Source organism: Hymenobacter koreensis, from assembly GCF_039541855.1.
GTDB classification, from domain to species: domain Bacteria; phylum Bacteroidota; class Bacteroidia; order Cytophagales; family Hymenobacteraceae; genus Solirubrum; species Solirubrum koreensis.
The window spans coordinates 420,703-436,092 of sequence record NZ_BAABHA010000001.1; the positions used below are offsets into that span (position 1 = coordinate 420,703).

At 58.5% G+C, this 15,390-nt stretch carries 18 protein-coding genes; 4 read left to right on the top strand and 14 right to left on the bottom strand.

The genetic code is table 11. The annotated features are described in order from the left end of the window. Positions 1 to 90: 90 nt before the first annotated feature. The gene (locus ABD903_RS01810; protein WP_345220837.1) at positions 91 to 981 is read right to left on the bottom strand and encodes a beta propeller repeat protein; all 891 of its coding nucleotides are present in this window, start codon (positions 979 to 981) and stop codon (positions 91 to 93) included. Between the two features lie 236 nt (positions 982 to 1,217). Beyond that, the gene (locus ABD903_RS01815) at positions 1,218 to 2,153 is read right to left on the bottom strand and encodes a D-2-hydroxyacid dehydrogenase (protein ID WP_345220838.1); all 936 of its coding nucleotides are present in this window, start codon (positions 2,151 to 2,153) and stop codon (positions 1,218 to 1,220) included. Between the two features lie 262 nt (positions 2,154 to 2,415). Here ABD903_RS01815 and ABD903_RS01820 point away from each other — a divergent pair, with 262 nt between their 5' ends. The 3 genes from ABD903_RS01820 to ABD903_RS01830 are packed head-to-tail and all read left to right on the top strand — an operon-like array spanning position 2,416 to position 5,035. After that, entirely contained in the window at positions 2,416 to 3,198 is a 783-nt protein-coding gene (locus ABD903_RS01820; RefSeq protein ID WP_345220840.1) for a rhamnogalacturonan acetylesterase, read from the top strand. A 50-nt stretch (positions 3,199 to 3,248) separates the two neighbouring features. Next, positions 3,249 to 4,067 carry a rhamnogalacturonan acetylesterase gene (locus ABD903_RS01825; RefSeq protein ID WP_345220841.1) on the top strand — a complete coding sequence of 273 codons (819 nt, stop codon included), beginning with the start codon at positions 3,249 to 3,251 and terminating at the stop codon, positions 4,065 to 4,067. Continuing rightward, positions 4,064 to 5,035, top strand: coding sequence for a pectinesterase family protein (locus ABD903_RS01830; protein WP_345220842.1), 972 nt, complete (start codon positions 4,064 to 4,066; stop codon positions 5,033 to 5,035). The genes ABD903_RS01825 and ABD903_RS01830 overlap by 4 nt, the downstream gene beginning before the upstream one ends. Positions 5,036 to 5,082: 47 nt before the next feature. On the opposite strand, the gene ABD903_RS01835 is transcribed toward ABD903_RS01830, so the two are convergent. From ABD903_RS01835 to ABD903_RS01870, 8 genes are all read right to left on the bottom strand, one after another. After that, on the bottom strand, positions 5,083 to 5,580 hold the full coding sequence (locus tag ABD903_RS01835; RefSeq protein WP_345220844.1) for a hypothetical protein: 498 nt from the start codon (positions 5,578 to 5,580) through the stop codon (positions 5,083 to 5,085). A gap of 7 nt (positions 5,581 to 5,587) precedes the next feature. Beyond that, positions 5,588 to 5,815 (bottom strand): hypothetical protein, encoded by a 228-nt coding sequence (locus ABD903_RS01840; RefSeq protein ID WP_345220845.1) that lies wholly within the window; start codon positions 5,813 to 5,815, stop codon positions 5,588 to 5,590. 86 nt (positions 5,816 to 5,901) lie between these two features. Further along, the gene (locus tag ABD903_RS01845) at positions 5,902 to 6,570 is read right to left on the bottom strand and encodes an NAD-dependent epimerase/dehydratase family protein (protein ID WP_345220847.1); all 669 of its coding nucleotides are present in this window, start codon (positions 6,568 to 6,570) and stop codon (positions 5,902 to 5,904) included. A 92-nt stretch (positions 6,571 to 6,662) separates the two neighbouring features. Further along, on the bottom strand, positions 6,663 to 7,325 hold the full coding sequence (locus tag ABD903_RS01850; protein WP_345220849.1) for a hypothetical protein: 663 nt from the start codon (positions 7,323 to 7,325) through the stop codon (positions 6,663 to 6,665). Between the two features lie 223 nt (positions 7,326 to 7,548). After that, positions 7,549 to 8,388: an endonuclease/exonuclease/phosphatase family protein gene (locus tag ABD903_RS01855; protein WP_345220850.1), complete on the bottom strand. Its 840-nt coding sequence runs from the start codon at positions 8,386 to 8,388 to the stop codon at positions 7,549 to 7,551. A 147-nt stretch (positions 8,389 to 8,535) separates the two neighbouring features. Beyond that, positions 8,536 to 9,744 (bottom strand): porin, encoded by a 1,209-nt coding sequence (locus tag ABD903_RS01860; RefSeq protein ID WP_345220852.1) that lies wholly within the window; start codon positions 9,742 to 9,744, stop codon positions 8,536 to 8,538. 115 nt (positions 9,745 to 9,859) lie between these two features. Continuing rightward, complete coding sequence (locus ABD903_RS01865) at positions 9,860 to 10,267, bottom strand: hypothetical protein (RefSeq protein WP_345220854.1); 408 nt, start codon at positions 10,265 to 10,267, stop codon at positions 9,860 to 9,862. Positions 10,268 to 10,512: 245 nt separating this feature from the next. After that, complete coding sequence (locus ABD903_RS01870; protein WP_345220856.1) at positions 10,513 to 11,208, bottom strand: hypothetical protein; 696 nt, start codon at positions 11,206 to 11,208, stop codon at positions 10,513 to 10,515. A 226-nt stretch (positions 11,209 to 11,434) separates the two neighbouring features. Between ABD903_RS01870 and ABD903_RS01875 the strand changes: the two genes are divergently transcribed. Then, complete coding sequence (locus ABD903_RS01875) at positions 11,435 to 11,914, top strand: cupin domain-containing protein (RefSeq protein ID WP_345220857.1); 480 nt, start codon at positions 11,435 to 11,437, stop codon at positions 11,912 to 11,914. 125 nt (positions 11,915 to 12,039) lie between these two features. Here ABD903_RS01875 and ABD903_RS01880 read toward each other — a convergent pair whose 3' ends face one another. The 4 genes from ABD903_RS01880 to ABD903_RS01895 form a co-directional block, all read right to left on the bottom strand. Further along, the gene (locus ABD903_RS01880; RefSeq protein WP_345220859.1) at positions 12,040 to 12,237 is read right to left on the bottom strand and encodes a DUF5615 family PIN-like protein; all 198 of its coding nucleotides are present in this window, start codon (positions 12,235 to 12,237) and stop codon (positions 12,040 to 12,042) included. Between the two features lie 57 nt (positions 12,238 to 12,294). Continuing rightward, a complete protein-coding gene (locus ABD903_RS01885) occupies positions 12,295 to 12,531 on the bottom strand; it encodes a DUF433 domain-containing protein (protein ID WP_345220861.1) in 237 nt (78 codons plus the stop codon). Positions 12,532 to 12,670: 139 nt separating this feature from the next. Continuing rightward, the gene (locus ABD903_RS01890; RefSeq protein ID WP_345220863.1) at positions 12,671 to 13,504 is read right to left on the bottom strand and encodes a hypothetical protein; all 834 of its coding nucleotides are present in this window, start codon (positions 13,502 to 13,504) and stop codon (positions 12,671 to 12,673) included. A 28-nt stretch (positions 13,505 to 13,532) separates the two neighbouring features. Continuing rightward, the gene (locus ABD903_RS01895; protein WP_345220865.1) at positions 13,533 to 15,344 is read right to left on the bottom strand and encodes an ABC transporter ATP-binding protein; all 1,812 of its coding nucleotides are present in this window, start codon (positions 15,342 to 15,344) and stop codon (positions 13,533 to 13,535) included. Positions 15,345 to 15,390 lie beyond the last annotated feature (46 nt).

The window sequence follows — 15,390 nt, forward strand, 5'->3', positions numbered from 1 at the left end:
GCTTTTTTGGGGCTTACAATAGAGTAAACAAGGGAAATGTTTTGTGAGAGAATTATATAAATAATAAATACCCGCATTGGCTGCGAATGGCTAAAAGCGTTTTCTGAGCAAAGAGGGAGTTTGCAGTTCCCAAATGCCTTCGCTGCCAAAGAGCCACAGTCTGCCGGCAGCATCGCAGCGCATGTAGTTTTTTCCAGGCAGCAACCGGATATTTCGCACCTGCCCGTTGGCGACGCGCATCAAGAAAGTCACAGGTCCTCCGAGTGTCTTGTCCTGCGCGTTTTCGTAAGTGCTGTGGTTCTCCGCAGTAACGTAGAGGCTGGTGTTGCAGGCGCATACGTCATATACATTATTCACAAAACCGATGGTCGCCTCGAGCTTCCAAGCTGTACCGGAGCGGGTCATCAGCCTGCCGTCTTCCATAAACTTGTACTGCCTGTTGTGAAAGAAACTTTCCACGTCCAAAGGACTATCACGGCTGGTGGTTTTGTCTAGTTCTGGACAGTATCTGACATACTGCCAGTTCTGTCCTAATTGATCCGCGGGAAAATAAAGCCGGCCGGCCCATGTCTTCAATTGAAGCGGCTCCTGAAACTGCCAGTTCTGGACTAATTTGTCGCCAGGGCGGTACACTCGGCCGCTCCAAGTCACTAATTGCAGTGGCTGTCCTGGTCGGGAATAAAAGTCAATGGGAAAGAACGTGTGCGGGTTAAAGGTCTGTTCCCGCCAAGTTTTGCCGAAATCCCGTGAAACGGATAGTCGGGCGTAGCTACGCTCATGGATGCCTTTCCAAAAATCCAAGCCCCACAACGTACCCTCGTGGTCAATGGTGAGGCGCCTGAGGAAGAGAAAATTAGGTTGCCATGGGTCATCATGTAACACTCGCCATCGGAAGCCTGAGGTCGTGGTACTAATTAGAATGCCTCCGTCCCATTTAGCAGCAACAAGTGTGTCTCCCGACACTGGCAGCAAATCACGCACAGCCGGGTTATTGCCGATTGGGGGCAGTCGGCGAATCCTGTCTCCTTCGGTATGCCACCAAGCAACTGCTTGCTCGTTTGGTTGCTGGACTTCACAGGCAAGTAGAATGTGAAGGCAGAGGAGGATAAATGCGTTTCGGGTTATTATTTGCAAAGCCCTAGTCGTATGTAACGGATGCACTACCGGAACGCAATAAACATATTGCCAAAGCGCAAATAGTAAAACGCCTTCGACCTCTAATAGCCCCGCGCTACATCCACCAGATTCTCCAGCGGCTCACCGTTGCGCAGGCGGCTTAAATTCAGCAGCAGCATGTCCACTTTGCCGGCGTCCTCGTTGGGTTGGCCGCCGCCGGAGTGCTGAGTGAGAAGCACGTTGGGTAAGCGCCAGAGTGGGTTTTCAGTTGGGATGGGCTCCACGGCGGTAACGTCGAGCACGGCGCCGTGTAAGTGGCCGTTTTGCAGGGCGGTAATGAGAGCCGGCTCGTCGGTGGTGTTACCGCGGCCGATGCTGGCGTACACGCTGCCGGGCTTCATGGCCCGGATGAGTTCGGCCGTGAAAAAGCCCTCGGCGGTGCCGGGCAGACAGTTCACTACCAAGTCGGTTTCGGGAAGCACGGCTTGCAGCTCTTCGGTGGAGTGCAGCTGCGCTTCGGGGTTGGTGCGGGCTAGCAATTGCACCTGGCACTGGAAACCAGAGAGCTGCTGACGCACGGCCAGCCCAATGTAGCCTGCGCCCAACACCACCACGCGTTTGTAGCGCATGAGCTGCATGGTGGCCCTAACGGGCGGCCCTACCCAGCGCTTTTCGGCTTGCAGCAAGGTTAACTCGGGCAGGTTGCGGTACAGGGCCAGAATGCCGGCCACTATGGTTTCGGCGCAGGGCCAGGCGAAGTAGTCGCCCATGTTGGCTACCGGAATAGGTAGATGTAACCCGGCGTACCGCTCGAAGCCCGACGAATCGATTTGCCAGAACTGCAGTGCCGGGAGCGGGCCGCCGCTAAACCACTCGGGCGGCGGGTTGCCGAGCACCGCGTTTGCCCTGCGAAAGGCGGCCAGTGAATCGGGTTTCGACAGCTCGTTGTGAAAGGTTACCTGTACATCGGGCGGCAGCTGGGCGCGTAAATGAGCGCGCAGCATTTCGCTCAGCGAGGTATAAACGTATAAGTGCATGGGCGCGCGAGGGGAAAGGTGCGGGCTAGGCTATACGCGTAGCACCAAATTCGGCACAAAGAAAGCCCGGGCCGCGGTAACACCGGGCGCTAGGCGGTGGTGATGCACCCGGTTACGGCTCCGGCAACGTTCCCGGCATCGATAGCGCAGAAAAAGACCGGGACGCAAGCCCCAATGCCGACCTTTTTGCGCTATCATTCCTTGGCCGAACCTGCGCGGCGCGTGGTTTTTATCAGTTACTCAGTTGCTTTTTCGCTTGCTTATGCCCCTTCGCCTGTTACTGCTCAGCGCCACTGCGCTACTGGTTTTGCTCTCGTGCGTAGGCGGTGCGCCGGGCGGCATTACGGTGTACCTCATCGGCGACTCTACCATGTCGGTTAAAGAGCGGAGGGCTTACCCCGAAACAGGCTGGGGCATGCCTTTTTCGGCATTTTTCGACGAAACAGTAACCGTGGACAACCGCGCCCAAAACGGCCGCAGCACCCGTACGTTCATTGCCGAAAACCGCTGGCAACCCGTAGCCGATGCCCTGAAACCGGGTGACTACGTCTTTATTCAGTTCGGCCACAACGACGAGGTGCCCACCAAACGCAGCTACACCACCGAAGCCGATTTTCGCGCCAACCTCACGCGGTTCGTGACCGAAACCCGCGCCAAAAAAGCCACGCCGGTGCTGCTCACCCCGGTGGCCCGGCGCAAGTTTGATGCCGCAGGCAAGGTAGAAGACACGCACGCGGTGTACGCCGCCATTGTGCGCCGCGTGGCGCAGGAGCAGCAAGTGCCGCTCATCGATTTAAGCCAAACCAGCCAAGCGCTGCTCCAGCAGTATGGGGTCGAAAACTCAAAGCTGCTGTTCAACCAGCTGGTCCCTGGGGAGCATCCGAACTACCCCGACGGCCGCGACGACAACACCCACTTCAGCGAGTTGGGCGCGCGCAAAATGGCGCAGCTGGTGCTGGCCGACATCCGGGCACTTAAGCTGGAATTAGCCAACCGCGTGGTGAAGGTGCAAAGCAAATCCACCGTGGATGCGCAGGCGCGGTAAAAGCGCATCAGCAACTCAAAACGTCATTTCTGGCATCAAAACGCTTTTTCATGCGACTACACTTTCTGCATAAAGCCGGGCTGCTGAGCTTGTTTGTGCTGCTGGCTTTTGCGGCCCCGGCGCCGCCCAAGAAGATTAAGCTCTACCTCATCGGCGACTCCACCATTGCCCAGAAGGTAAAGCAAACGTTTCCCGAAACTGGCTGGGGCATGCCGCTGCCCACGTTTTTCGATTCGACGGTGGTGGTGGACAACCGCGCTGTGAACGGCCGCAGCACCCGCACGTTTCTGGCGGAAAACCGCTGGCAGCCCGTAGTGGAGGCCTTGCAGCCCGACGACTACGTGTTCATTCAGTTTGGCCACAACGATGAGTCGGAAGCGCACCCCGACCGCTACACTTCCCCAGCCGATTACCGCAAGAACCTCGTCAAATTTGTAAGCGAAACGCGCGCTAAAAAGGCCAATCCGGTGCTCATTACGCCCGTCACGCGCCGCAAGTTTGACAAGGAAGGACGCATAATGGAAACCCACGTGGCGTACTCAGCAGCCACGATGGAGGTAGCCAAAACCCTCAAAGTACCGCTCATCGACCTCGACCGCATGAGCCGGGAATTGCTGCAGCAGTTCGGCGTGGAAAACTCCAAGCTGCTGTTTTTGCAGCTTGAGCCCGGCGACCATCCCAACTACCCCTTCGGCCGCAACGACAATACCCACTTCAGCGAATTAGGCGCCCGCAAAATGGCGCAGCTGGTGGTTAATGACATAAAAGCGCAGAAGCTGCCGCTGGCCGAACGCATGGCCAAACCGCTGCCTAAAAACGCCGTGCCGCCCGCTGCCACCGGCAAAGATGCTCAACCCACCACGCCGTGATAAACCGCCTCGTTTTCCTCTGCCTGAGCTGGCTGTTGCTGCTGCCGGCCTACGGCCAAAATGCTGCGCCCAAGCCCGATTTTGTGGTGGCCCAGGACGGCAGCGGGCAGTTTCGCACGGTGCAGGAGGCCTTTAACGCTGTGCCCGATTTTCGCAAAAAGGCCACCACCATTCTGGTGAAAAAGGGCGTGTACAAGGAGAAGCTGATTCTGGCCGGCTCGAAAAACCTGGTGCGGCTCATCGGCGAAGACCGCGACCAAACTATTCTCACTTACGACGATTACAACCAGAAGAAAAACATCTTCGGTGAAGACAAGGGCACCTCGGGCTCGGCTAGCTGCTACATCTACGGCGCCGATTTTACGGCCGAAAACCTCACGTTTCAGAACTCCTCGGGTCCGGTAGGCCAGGCCGTGGCCATGTGGGTAGCCGGCGACAAAGCCCGGTTCCGGAATTGCCGCTTCCTCGGGTTTCAGGACACGCTGTACACCTACGGCTACGGCAGCCGGCAGTATTACCAAGGCTGCTACATAGAGGGCACCGTGGACTTTATCTTCGGCTCGAGCACCGCGTGGTTTGAGGACTGCACCATTTTCTCCAAAAAAGGCGGCTCGTTTGTTACGGCCGCTTCCACGCCCGATACCACCCGCTTCGGTTACGTGTTTCGCAACTGCCGCCTCGTGGGCGATGCGCCAGCCAGCAGCTGTTACTTGGGCCGTCCGTGGCGCCCATACGCCAAAACCGTGTTCATGAACTGCGACTTGGGCCCGCACATCAAGCCCGAAGGCTGGGACCATTGGGAAAAGGAAACCAACAAGCAGACCGCCCGCTACGCCGAGTATCAAAACCGAGGCAAGGGCTTTCAACCCAAGCAGCGCGTGCCCTGGTCGCGCCAGCTTACGGCCGCCGAAGCACAGCAATACTCCCTAAAAACGGTGTTCCACGGCTGGGACCCCACGCTAGATTAACTCCCGCTGACAAGCGCCAGTAAATACCCAAAAAGGACAGCTCGTGTTCAGGCCCGCAGCCACCGCTGCATGTGTGGGAAACTGGCGGTGGTTGTCAGGTCCATCCAGGCCAGCAAGGGCAAGCCCAGGTAGCGGCCGCTTTCGAATTCCTCGATGAGCCAAGCACTCTGGCCTTTGTAGCCGGCCGGGTGAAAAATCACCTCTGGCGGCAATTGCAGCGCGCGGCAGGCGGCATACGTCCAGCAGAGCACAGCCAACTCTTCGCCTTCCTTCTCGGGTTGGCCCTCGGTAACGTTGCCCCCAAGCAGCGGCCGCTCCGCGGCGGGCGTTACGGCCAGGTGGCCGGCTTCGTGCAGAATGTCGCCGGGGTATAGCAGCCGCTGCCGGTCTACTACCAGCCGACCCCGGTCAATGAGCAGGCCGGGCAGGAAAGTCGGTTGGTCTTTCAACGATGCTTCCTGCACTTCCAGGCCTATTTCGCGCACGAAAGCGAGGAGCGGATCGACCTGGGCGGCGGGTGCGGGGGCAGCGGAAGGGGGAAGCATGGCTGACTTAATACAAGCTGGAAAAACGCGGATACCGATCCGCAAAATCACCGGGCGCCACGTAGGTGCCCGTTATGCGGTAAGCGCCCATGTCGTAGTCGATGGCCGATGTGCGGACGCGCGGAGTGCGCCTCTCATCGGCGGGTAACCCGTATTTGCGCGCATATGCTTCGTCGGCCACGTACATCAACGTTTCCCCCGACCACTGGGAACGGTCGATGGGTTCGGTCAGCAAATCGGGGCTTTGCAGAACGTTGTCTTGTGTTTGCCGGCCCTGAACCGACGCGCAAACATAAGCCCCCGGGCTTTGCCGGCTCACCGTTAGGCCTGCCGCGCCAGCGCCACAATATCGGGTACCTCCAGCACCCGTTTGGGGTAACCGCGGCGCACCACGTTAATCATAGCCAGAGCCTGTTCCCGGAGGGTAGAAACGTGTTTGGGCAACACGCGACGCAGCACCGGATAAAGCCAGGTAACAGCCGAGGCCCAGCGGGGCACATTGCGCAGGCCCGGTGTAGGGTGCATGTAGCCCGGCCGAAACATGTACGCCCCACCGCCAAAAGGAAGGCGCAGCAGCTCGTTTTCGGTGCGGCCCTTTACCCGCGCCCACATCTGGCGGCCCTGCTCGGTGCCGTCGGTGCCGTCGCCCGATACGTAGCAGAACGTTAGCCCGGCATTCTGCCGCAGCAGGGTTTCGGCCACGTGCAGCGTTAGGTCGTGGGTAACGCGGGTGTAGTCGGCCTCCGACATGCCCACCGATGAGGTGCCGAGGCAGAAAAAACAGGCGTTGTAGCCAGCCAACTGCGTTTCAATGGTGCTGAGGTCGTGGAAATTGGCGTGCAATAGCTCCCGCACCTTGGCATGCTTAACCCCTGTGGGCTTGCGGGTGAGTACCAGCACCTGCTCCACATCGGGGAGGGAGAGGCATTCGTGGAGTACGCCTTCGCCTACCATTCCGGTGGCGCCGGTTACTATGGCTCTGATTTTCATGGGTAGTGGAGTTAAGTTCCGAGGTAGACGCACCAGCCCTCCACTTACCTTATTCACCGGGCCGAAACGGCTGTATGCACCTGCAAAGCTGCTTATTGCTTCAGGAGCGGAAGCTCTTTGGTTTGCACCACCAGGGTATCGGTAGCGCCAAGCTGCCCCAGCACGGCGGAGTTAAATACGCCCCACACGTTTATTCCGGAGTTAGAGGCCATTCCGCCCGGGTAAGTAACCTTATGCAGGAAGGAAAGCAACGGAATGCGCAGCTGGCCGTCGGCGGTGCGGTTAATGGGGTAGCGCACCGCTCCTTTGCAGGGCGAGATAAACCCCGAGGCCGGGGGTACCGGCCGGCAGCGGCCGGCAACTTTGTACTGATTGATGTTCTGAACCACTAGCACGGGGTTTGGTGCCTGCGAATACGCTATGGAGTCGCGGCCCACCAGCACGATGCGGTCGGAGGTCTTTTCTTCCAGGCGGGCTTCAATAGCGGTTCCCTGTGGTGCCTGAAATACAATACTCGCCGTCTTGTCGTCGCGGAAGGAGAGCAGCGAATTGCTCGAAAGGGTTTGCGACGTGCCGAATACGAAACCCGTGTTGTTGAGTCGGGCCAGAAACTGCTGAATTACCTGCGGATTGGTAACCGGTCCCTGGCGGGTGTAAAGAATGGGCGCAGTTACGGTGAGCGGATTTTGGGTTTGGTAGTCGCCCTTTAGCACATACTCTTTTTCCGATTCCGACTTGCCACAGCCTGCAAGCACGGCGCTTAAGCTTAAAGACAATAGACAAGCAATAGAAGAGAAGCGCATAGAAATTCAGAGCAAAAGAAACCGGGGAGGTAGTTCAGCAAATATAGGCGCCTACAGGCCAGTTTCTTTCGGCTCAGGAAGTAGCGCTACCCCACCCTCCGCCCCGCCGCGCATCGTATCTGTGCTGGAATAACGCGGCAGTCGGCTGAGGTCGGACCGCCGGCCACCCAGCCAACTATTGCCACTTCAGCCGGCAATAGTTGGCTGGGTGGTCGGAAACGCGCCAGCTGCCGGGAATGGTTTGCACCGATCGAATGTGGAAGCGGCGGGTGGAAATGTAAATGCGGTCGATGTCGGCGCCCCCGTTGAAGTTGGTAGAGGCCAGCACGTCGGTGTAATCGGTGGGCAACAGCTCGGGTACCTGGCGCATGTTGAAGTCTCCCAGAACAAGTTGGGTTTCGGCGGCCCGCTCGCGGAAGTACGCCGCCGCATTGGGGGCCGCCGGCGCCGAGGGCTGGAAGTGCAATGAATATACCCGCACCCGTTTGGGGCCTACGCGCAGCTCGGCCGATAGAATACTGCGCCGCTGCCACACGCTCACGTACTCGTTCTCGCGGTTTTCGATGCTCTCGATGGGGAAGCGGGAGAGAATAGCGTTGCCCCATTCGCCACGGGCGGGCTTAACACCAGTCGGCTCGTTAAAGCCATGTGCTCCAAACGCGTAGTTCATGTGCAACCGGGCGGCCAGCTGCTCCAGCAGGTCCGGCGTGTCTACGTTCGAGCGGTTACGCGGCACTTCCTGCAGGCAAATGATATCGGGCTGCACACTGCTCAGAAGGCGGGCAAGGCTGTCGATATGGGCCGACGAGCCGCCGCGCTGGGTTTTATCCCAGGGGTCCTGTCCGGCCCGAAAACCGAGTTGAATGTTGTAGGTAACGCAGGTCAGCAGGCTATCGGGCTGGGCCGCCGGAACCGGGTTCTGGAAGTAAGCCGTGCGGGTCTTGTAGTCGGGAAACAGTTTTTTACAGCCCACCAGCGCAAGCACTACGAAAAGACTCAGGCTGCGAAAAGGCATTCGGGTAAGCAGGAAGGGTGGCACCGGTATCCAAAGGTAGCCGCCGGACCAGGCTTCGCAGCGCGGGCTCGGGCTACGCGTACCTACTACGTATCGGGCGGAAGCTCAGAACCCCACTTTACCCACGCGTAAGCGTGTTTGGCCCGCTTAGAAATTCAGCTGGGCCTGCAGGCGCAGCAGGCCGCCGCGCTGGCGGTTGTTCTGCCGCTGGAAATCCTCAAAGCGCCGCGACGACAGCGTGTACATCGTTACCAGCTCGAAGTTGCGGAGGGGCTGCCACTCCAGGCCCAGCTCGGCTTCGCGCACGGTGTAGCTGCGGGCGTCGCGTTCGTGTTTTTTGCCACCGTCGTAATACTGGAGGCGCAGAAAAGGGTAAAACTGCTGCTGCTGGTATTGTATCCGGTAGTTCAGCAGCACGTAGCCGCCGTTCAGGCTTTGGGTTTCAATGCTGTCGGTGGCGGGGTTAAACTCGGGGCCCCGGCCTATGTTGTACTCGGCCAGCACGCCAAAGGGCTGTGGGTACAGCACAAAAGAGGCCGCGAGGCGCTGGTCGGGGTAGCTCAGGCCGGGGCGGTGCTTCACGCCGTCGGAGAGCTGCTCCCGGGTTACCACGAAGTTGCCGCTGTAGGCCTGTAGCGAGGGCTCGATGATTTGCTTTCCCAGGGCCATGGGGTAGGAAACACGGGCCACCACGTGTTGCTGGTCGTTTTGGTCCGGGCGGTTCGTGGTTTGGCCGTTGAACACGCCCAGGCCCAGCACGCCGTAGTCGCCGGAGCCTTTCAGGCCGTCCCGCACCAGCTTGCCGAAGAGCTGGCGGGTGGCCGTGGGGGCCCAGTATAACATGGCACCCAGGTCCCGCTCGTTGGCAAGAGAGCTGTTCAGGGCATCGGCGCGGTCCAGGGGCAGGCGGTTCTGGCTCGACTGCATGTTCTCGAAGCCGTAGGGAATTTTGCTTTGGCCAATGCGCACCCGCAGCTGGCTGGCTCGGTCGAGGCCCAGGTCGAGGTAGGCGTCGCGGAGCTGGGCAAAGTTCTGCAACGTGTTGCCGCCATTTGGGGCGCTGGCAAAATCGGGCTGGATGTAGAAATAAACCCGCTCGTGGAGCTGACCGGAGAAAATAATGCGCACGCGGCGCAACGAAAATCCGCCGTTACGTCCCCACGACCGGTCGCACTGCTCGCACTGCAAATCGGGGTTGGTTTCGAGCAGCCGGTTGTAGCGTACCTGCGCGTAGCCCCGAATGTTGAAGGTTTCGAACCACTTTTTGGCCGAAGGAGCCTGGTCCAGGGTGTCAGTTTCTTGCCCGAAAGCAGGCCCGGCAGCCAAAAGCAGCAGGCAGATTAACAGTTTCTTCATGAAAAGGTAATGCTGGCACAAAGTGCGATATTACCTATGTCCTTAATGTGAACCATGTGTTAAGAGAATATTGCCAATTAAAGGCCCGGAGTTGCCTGCTGCTGCGCCGGGTGCGTTACGGTTGGCTTCTTAGCCAGGCTTGCGCGTCGTCGAGCTTGTCGAACAGGTAAATGTCCAGCTGATTGCCGATGCGCATCTGCAGGTCCTCGATGGAAAGCTGCCCAAAAATATCCGGCGACACCACCTGCCCGATGGAGCGCAGACCCTCGGCCATGATGAGGGGCGTCCAGACCTGCTGAATCCAGTCGTTGGCCTCGGTGAACGTGCCCACCAAGTCGCGGTGGTCGTTAAGCAGCTTGGGGCAAGGCTGCTGCCGCAGCATGTCCAAGTACCACAAGCCGCCGTCCATCACGGTGCCAATGGTTTGGCGCCCGTGCCAGTGCGCGTGAATCCAGTTGTCGGTGGTGTTGCGCTCTACTGTGAGGTATACGCTGCCGTCACCACGCTTCAGCGAAGTAATCATGCACTAATTGGTAGGAAATGAATGTGGGCCCGGGAAGCGAACTGCCCACGCCCGTAACGTGGCCGGGCCGGTATTGTTCGGCACCGACAAACGCCACCGACTTACTGGATGTTGCGGCAGAGCTGGGGTTTTGCGGATGAACAGACAGGCTGCGGTGGCCGCCCTTATTACCTGCCAGTGTTATTTAGCGGCCCGCGAAAAGGGCTGGTGGTGCCTTCGCATAACAGGCGTTGCGGCATGTGTGGTTAAGCCTCTTCGGCTAAAACGTCGGCCTGCGTGGCGGCCTCGTAGGTGTCGGCGTACTTAAAATCATCGAGCCAATAGGCCGAACCGACAACGGATAACACCAGGGTATTGGCGTCCTGCTGCACTTTGAGGGCTTGCCAAATGATGTGCTCCGCTTCCGGAAAGGCAGTGCCGGCCAGTTGCTCGCCAAAGAGGCGCTTGAGCAGGGTATTATCGGGCATGCCCTGGGCCAACAGGCGCAGCAACGGCGCCTCGGGGCGGTCGAGCAGCAACGCCAGACCTTCGGCATCTTCGGCCGTTAGCTTTACCTGGAACTGCACGGCCTCGGCGCGGGGGAATTTGCCGTTGTAGGCTTCGTGCAGCAGCTGCGTGGCTTTGAAGAAACCTTCGTGCTGCTCTAACTGCGGGTTTTCCTCCCACAGCTTTTCCGTGAGCATTTGGTGGGCCAGGTTCTCTATTTGGCCGGCCGTGTGTTGCTCAGTAAACAGGTAACCTAGCACCAACTGGGCCGCTTCGGTGGGCTCCAGGTCGGTGAGGGCCATCAGGCACATGGCTTTCAGCTCGGCGGGAGCAATTTGCGCGGTGCCGTCGAAGTTCATCAGGTTCAGCAGCGCGGTGTAGTCCTGGTTTTGCCAGGAGTTCGGCAATTCGCTAAGGGTATCGAAGGATAGGCGCTCTACGGTGAAGTTTTTCATGGGTGGGTGGTACGGCCGGGCGACCAATAGTGGCCTGCGGATACTGCGTAAGCAGCAAGGCCCTCCGCTGCAGGGGTGTACGGCGGCGGGAGGGAAACACGCATCGGGATAGAAGAATAAGGGAAGGGAAAAGAAGCCGGACTGGGTCTACATTGCGCCAGCTCCACGTTCCCAAAGGGCCGCCTGTCCAGGTAGGCTATCCTCAACGCTCCTTCTTTCTTCAGCCGTGACCACACCCGATATTATCCGTTTGCTTCAGCTAGTACCCCATCCCGAAGGCGGCTACTACCGCGAAACCTACCGCTCCAGCCAGACCATAGGCGCTGCCGGGTCCGAAACCCGAAACGTGAGCACGGCCATTTACTACTTGCTGGAAGGGCAAGACAAGTCGCATTTTCACCGCATTAAGTCCGATGAGCTGTGGTTTTTCCACCAAGGCCAGCCCTTGGAAATCATCCTGCTTCTCGACGGGCAAGCCACCATAGTCACGCTCGGCAATGACTTCGCGGCGGCAGAGGTACCCCAAGCCACTATTCCGGCCAATACGTGGTTTGCCGCCCGTGTTAAGCACGGCACCGGCTACGCGCTAGTCAGCTGCACCGTGGCTCCTGGGTTTGATTTCGCCGATTTCGAGCTGGCTAACCGAGAGGGGCTGACGGTGGAGTTTCCGCAGTTGGCGGGGTTGGTTGGGGAGTTAACGAGGTAGAGGATTGTTGAGCTACTTGTGAATCAGTAGTTGCAAGCGTGTCAGCTCGACGTAGGAATACTGCTGCAAGGAGTTGCTGATGGCCGGCCAATGCTGTTGATACAGCATCAGTAAGTCGTTGGTAGTTAGGTTGCCGGTCGAGACGAGGAGTAACTTATAAGGCTTTCCATGCAGTAAAAGGTGTTCACGAAATCGGCGTTCTTGCTGATAACCACGCGCTGCTCCTGCACCGACAGGTTACTAATGGCGCCGTCAGTAGTGTTGTTGGCCTCAGGCAGTTCCAGCGTGTGCAGACAGTCGCAGCCGGCTTCAGTAGCAGCCACCGGGCCAGTCGCTTCGGCAACTGGGCCTCGTGAGCAACCGGAGCGGCAACCAGCTGCTCACGAGGCCAGCCGGTAGGCGGTGCGCACCTTCAGCACTTCGGCCGCGTAGGCCTGGCAGGCGCGCAGGTCTTCGGTTTCTAAGTCTTCGTAGTCAGCCAGGATTTCGGCCTCCGTCATGCCGGAAGCCAGTAGTTCCAGCACGTGCTGCACGGGGTAGCGCATGCCCCGCACCGTTGGTTGCCCGTGGCAGATGTTGGGGTCGATGGTGATGCGGGCGAGGAGGTCGTCGGGCATAGGGTGAAGATAAGGTTTGGGAAATTGTAGTACCGACTTGCCGCTGAGGGACGGTAGAGAAGGCGCAGCGCAGCCTTCCCAATCAGGGAGGCTGGTCACGAGTTACGGTGCGCTAAACTCGCGCCAAATAGATAGATAATTATGCCCAGAGTACTGGATTACTGGTTTCCACCGATGCCTGCAATACCCTTTCTAAAGCGTTGAGAATATAAGCATGCTGTGTGGTAGCCAGTACTGGCGCTACGTCAACACGGAAAGAGAGTGTTCCAGCAGGTGTCTCGTCGCCGGGAAGCATTAAAGTGTCAGGTGCCAGATACGCACGGTCGGTGGCAATGTCTGTGAGCAAGCAAGCTCCAGAAGTAAGCTGTATTTGTACGAAGTGCATGGACTTAAACACCACATTGCTGCGCGGGGCGAAAAAACGTCGGCGCGAGTCCTCGAACAAAAAAAAGCCGTCGGCATGCAAGGCATAGTGTGGTCCGCGTGGGGTGAACCGGAAAACAGCTACTTCTTGGCTGCATGTTTCGGCAATGAGTTTACCTGACTTTTCCTCTATTAGCCGCACATTGGTTTCCTGCGTTGGCTCCAGCCTAAGCCGGTGAACTTCCGCCAAGCCCGCTGTGGCATAAGCAGCCGGAAAGCTTTCAGCTTCGGAGTTGGGTAAATATGTAGCTAGGAGCGGATACCTAAGCGGAGCATCAATTTCAGCTAAAAAGCGCTGAAAACTTCCCATACCCGAACTATTCTGCAGGTGAGCATAGGTATATTCCATGTTTTCATGAGCACAGGCCGCATGTTCCCACTGATCGAACTCCAAAAACCACGCATCACGAATGGTTTTAGGTAAGTTCAGGTCATCTACATCAAGGTAGACCCAGCCTGTTTCATCAACGCGCAAATATTCTTGATGAGGTGCGGGAATGGTCTTCCCTTCTCGGTAACAATTGCATTTAACAATAGCAGCGTAGCCCATAAACTTTGATCAAGCCACTAAAGTTACCTCACGCCGCCGTGTCGCCCACGTCATCCTCATCGTCCACCATCACCCGGGCTAACTTCTCGATGTTCAAGCTGCGCGCCGAGGCATCGAAAATCTCGCGGTAGGTGCCGCGCAGGTCGTAGAGCTGCTCGTGGGTGCCGCTTTCCACCATGCGGCCCTGCTTCATCACGTAAATGCAGTCGGAGTCCACAATCTGGGCAAGACTGTGGGAGATGATGACCACCGTGCGGCCCTGCTTGATGGCCTCGAGGGAGTTCTTGATTTGCTCGGTGGCAATGGCGTCGAGGGAGGCGGTGGGCTCGTCGAGGAAAATGATGGGCGGATTTTTCAGGAACAGCCGGGCAATGGCAATGCGCTGCTGCTGCCCGCCCGAAAGCTGCTGGGCATCGGAGGCGTAGCCCTTGGGCAGCTGCATGATCTGATCGTGCAAATAGGCCTGCTTGGCCGCGTGCTGAATCTGCTCGAAGGTGGCGTCCATTACGCCGTAGCGGATGTTTTCTTCGATGGTGCCCTTGAAGATGTGGTTTTTTTGGAGCACCAGCCCAATGCGCTGGCGCAGGGCCTGGGTGTCGTACTCGGCCAGGGGGCGGCCGTCGAGCAGCATCTGGCCGCGGTCGGGCTCGTAGAACTTGCAGAGCAAGTTGATGACGGTGCTTTTGCCGGCGCCGCTCAGGCCCACCAAAGCGGTGGTTTTGCCTTCTTCAACGGTCAGGCACACGTCGTGCAGGGCCTGGGTGCCGCTGGGATAGGTAAAATCGACGTTGCAAATCTCGAAGGTGCCGCGTACCTGATCGGGCTGAATGCGGCCGGTTTTCTCGCGGGCGTCGCGGGCGTCGAGAATGTCGAAGAAGCCCTCGGAGTAGGTGAGGGCCTCGTTCATTTCGTCGTAGATACGGTGCAACTGCCGAATGGGCGCCGACACGTTGTTGAACAGCAGAATGTGGAACATAATGGCCCCGATGCTGATCTGCCGATCCAGCACCAGGTAAGCCGTGAGAATGATGATGAACACCACGCCCACTTGCTCGGTGAAGGTTTTGAGGCCGTCGTAGCGGAAGTTGGTTTTGCGGGTTTCCAGCTGCGCGGTTTGTAGGTTCTGCTGCAGCTGGGCCTGTTTCTGCTCCTCGTAGTCTTCGCGCACGAAGCTCTTGATGACCACGGCCGAGTCGATGATGTTTACCAAGCCCTGGCTTTTTTGCTCGCGCAGGCTGCGCAGCGCCCGACGGGTGCCGTTGAGGCGGTCGGCCTGCCGGTAGCTGATCCAGAAGTACACCGGCAGCACCGCCAGCGCCACCAGGCCCACGTACAGGTTGGCCGTGAACATGACCACCAAGGCCACAAGGGCGTTGGCAAACAGCGGCAGAATGTCGATAAAGAAGTTCTGCACCAGCTTCATCAGGCTTTCCACGCCGCGGTCGATGCGGGTTTGCAGCTTGCCGGTTTGGTTGCCGCTATCGGAGTAAAAGCCGAGCTGGTAGGAGAGAATTTTGCGCACCGCGTCCTGGGCCAGGGTGCTGGAAACGTTGATGCGGATTTTCTCGCCGTAGTACTTCTGCCCGAAGGTGATGAATGTGTTAACCACTTCCTTGCCCAGCAGCAGCGCACTCACCAGCAGGAGCATGTCGGCGCCCTGGGCCAGGCCGAGGCCGCGGTTCAGCAGGTTCTGCACCGTATCCACAGTGTAGCGCAGCACAAACGGGTTTACCTGGGCCGCCAAGGACCCCACCAGCGTCAGCAGCAACGTGCCAATGACGAGCGAGCGGTAGGGCAGGACGTAGGGGTACAGGCGTTTGATGATTTCCCAGAGACTCATGCGGCAGCGGCTACGGTGTGGGTGGTAGCCGGTTAGACGTTGAGCG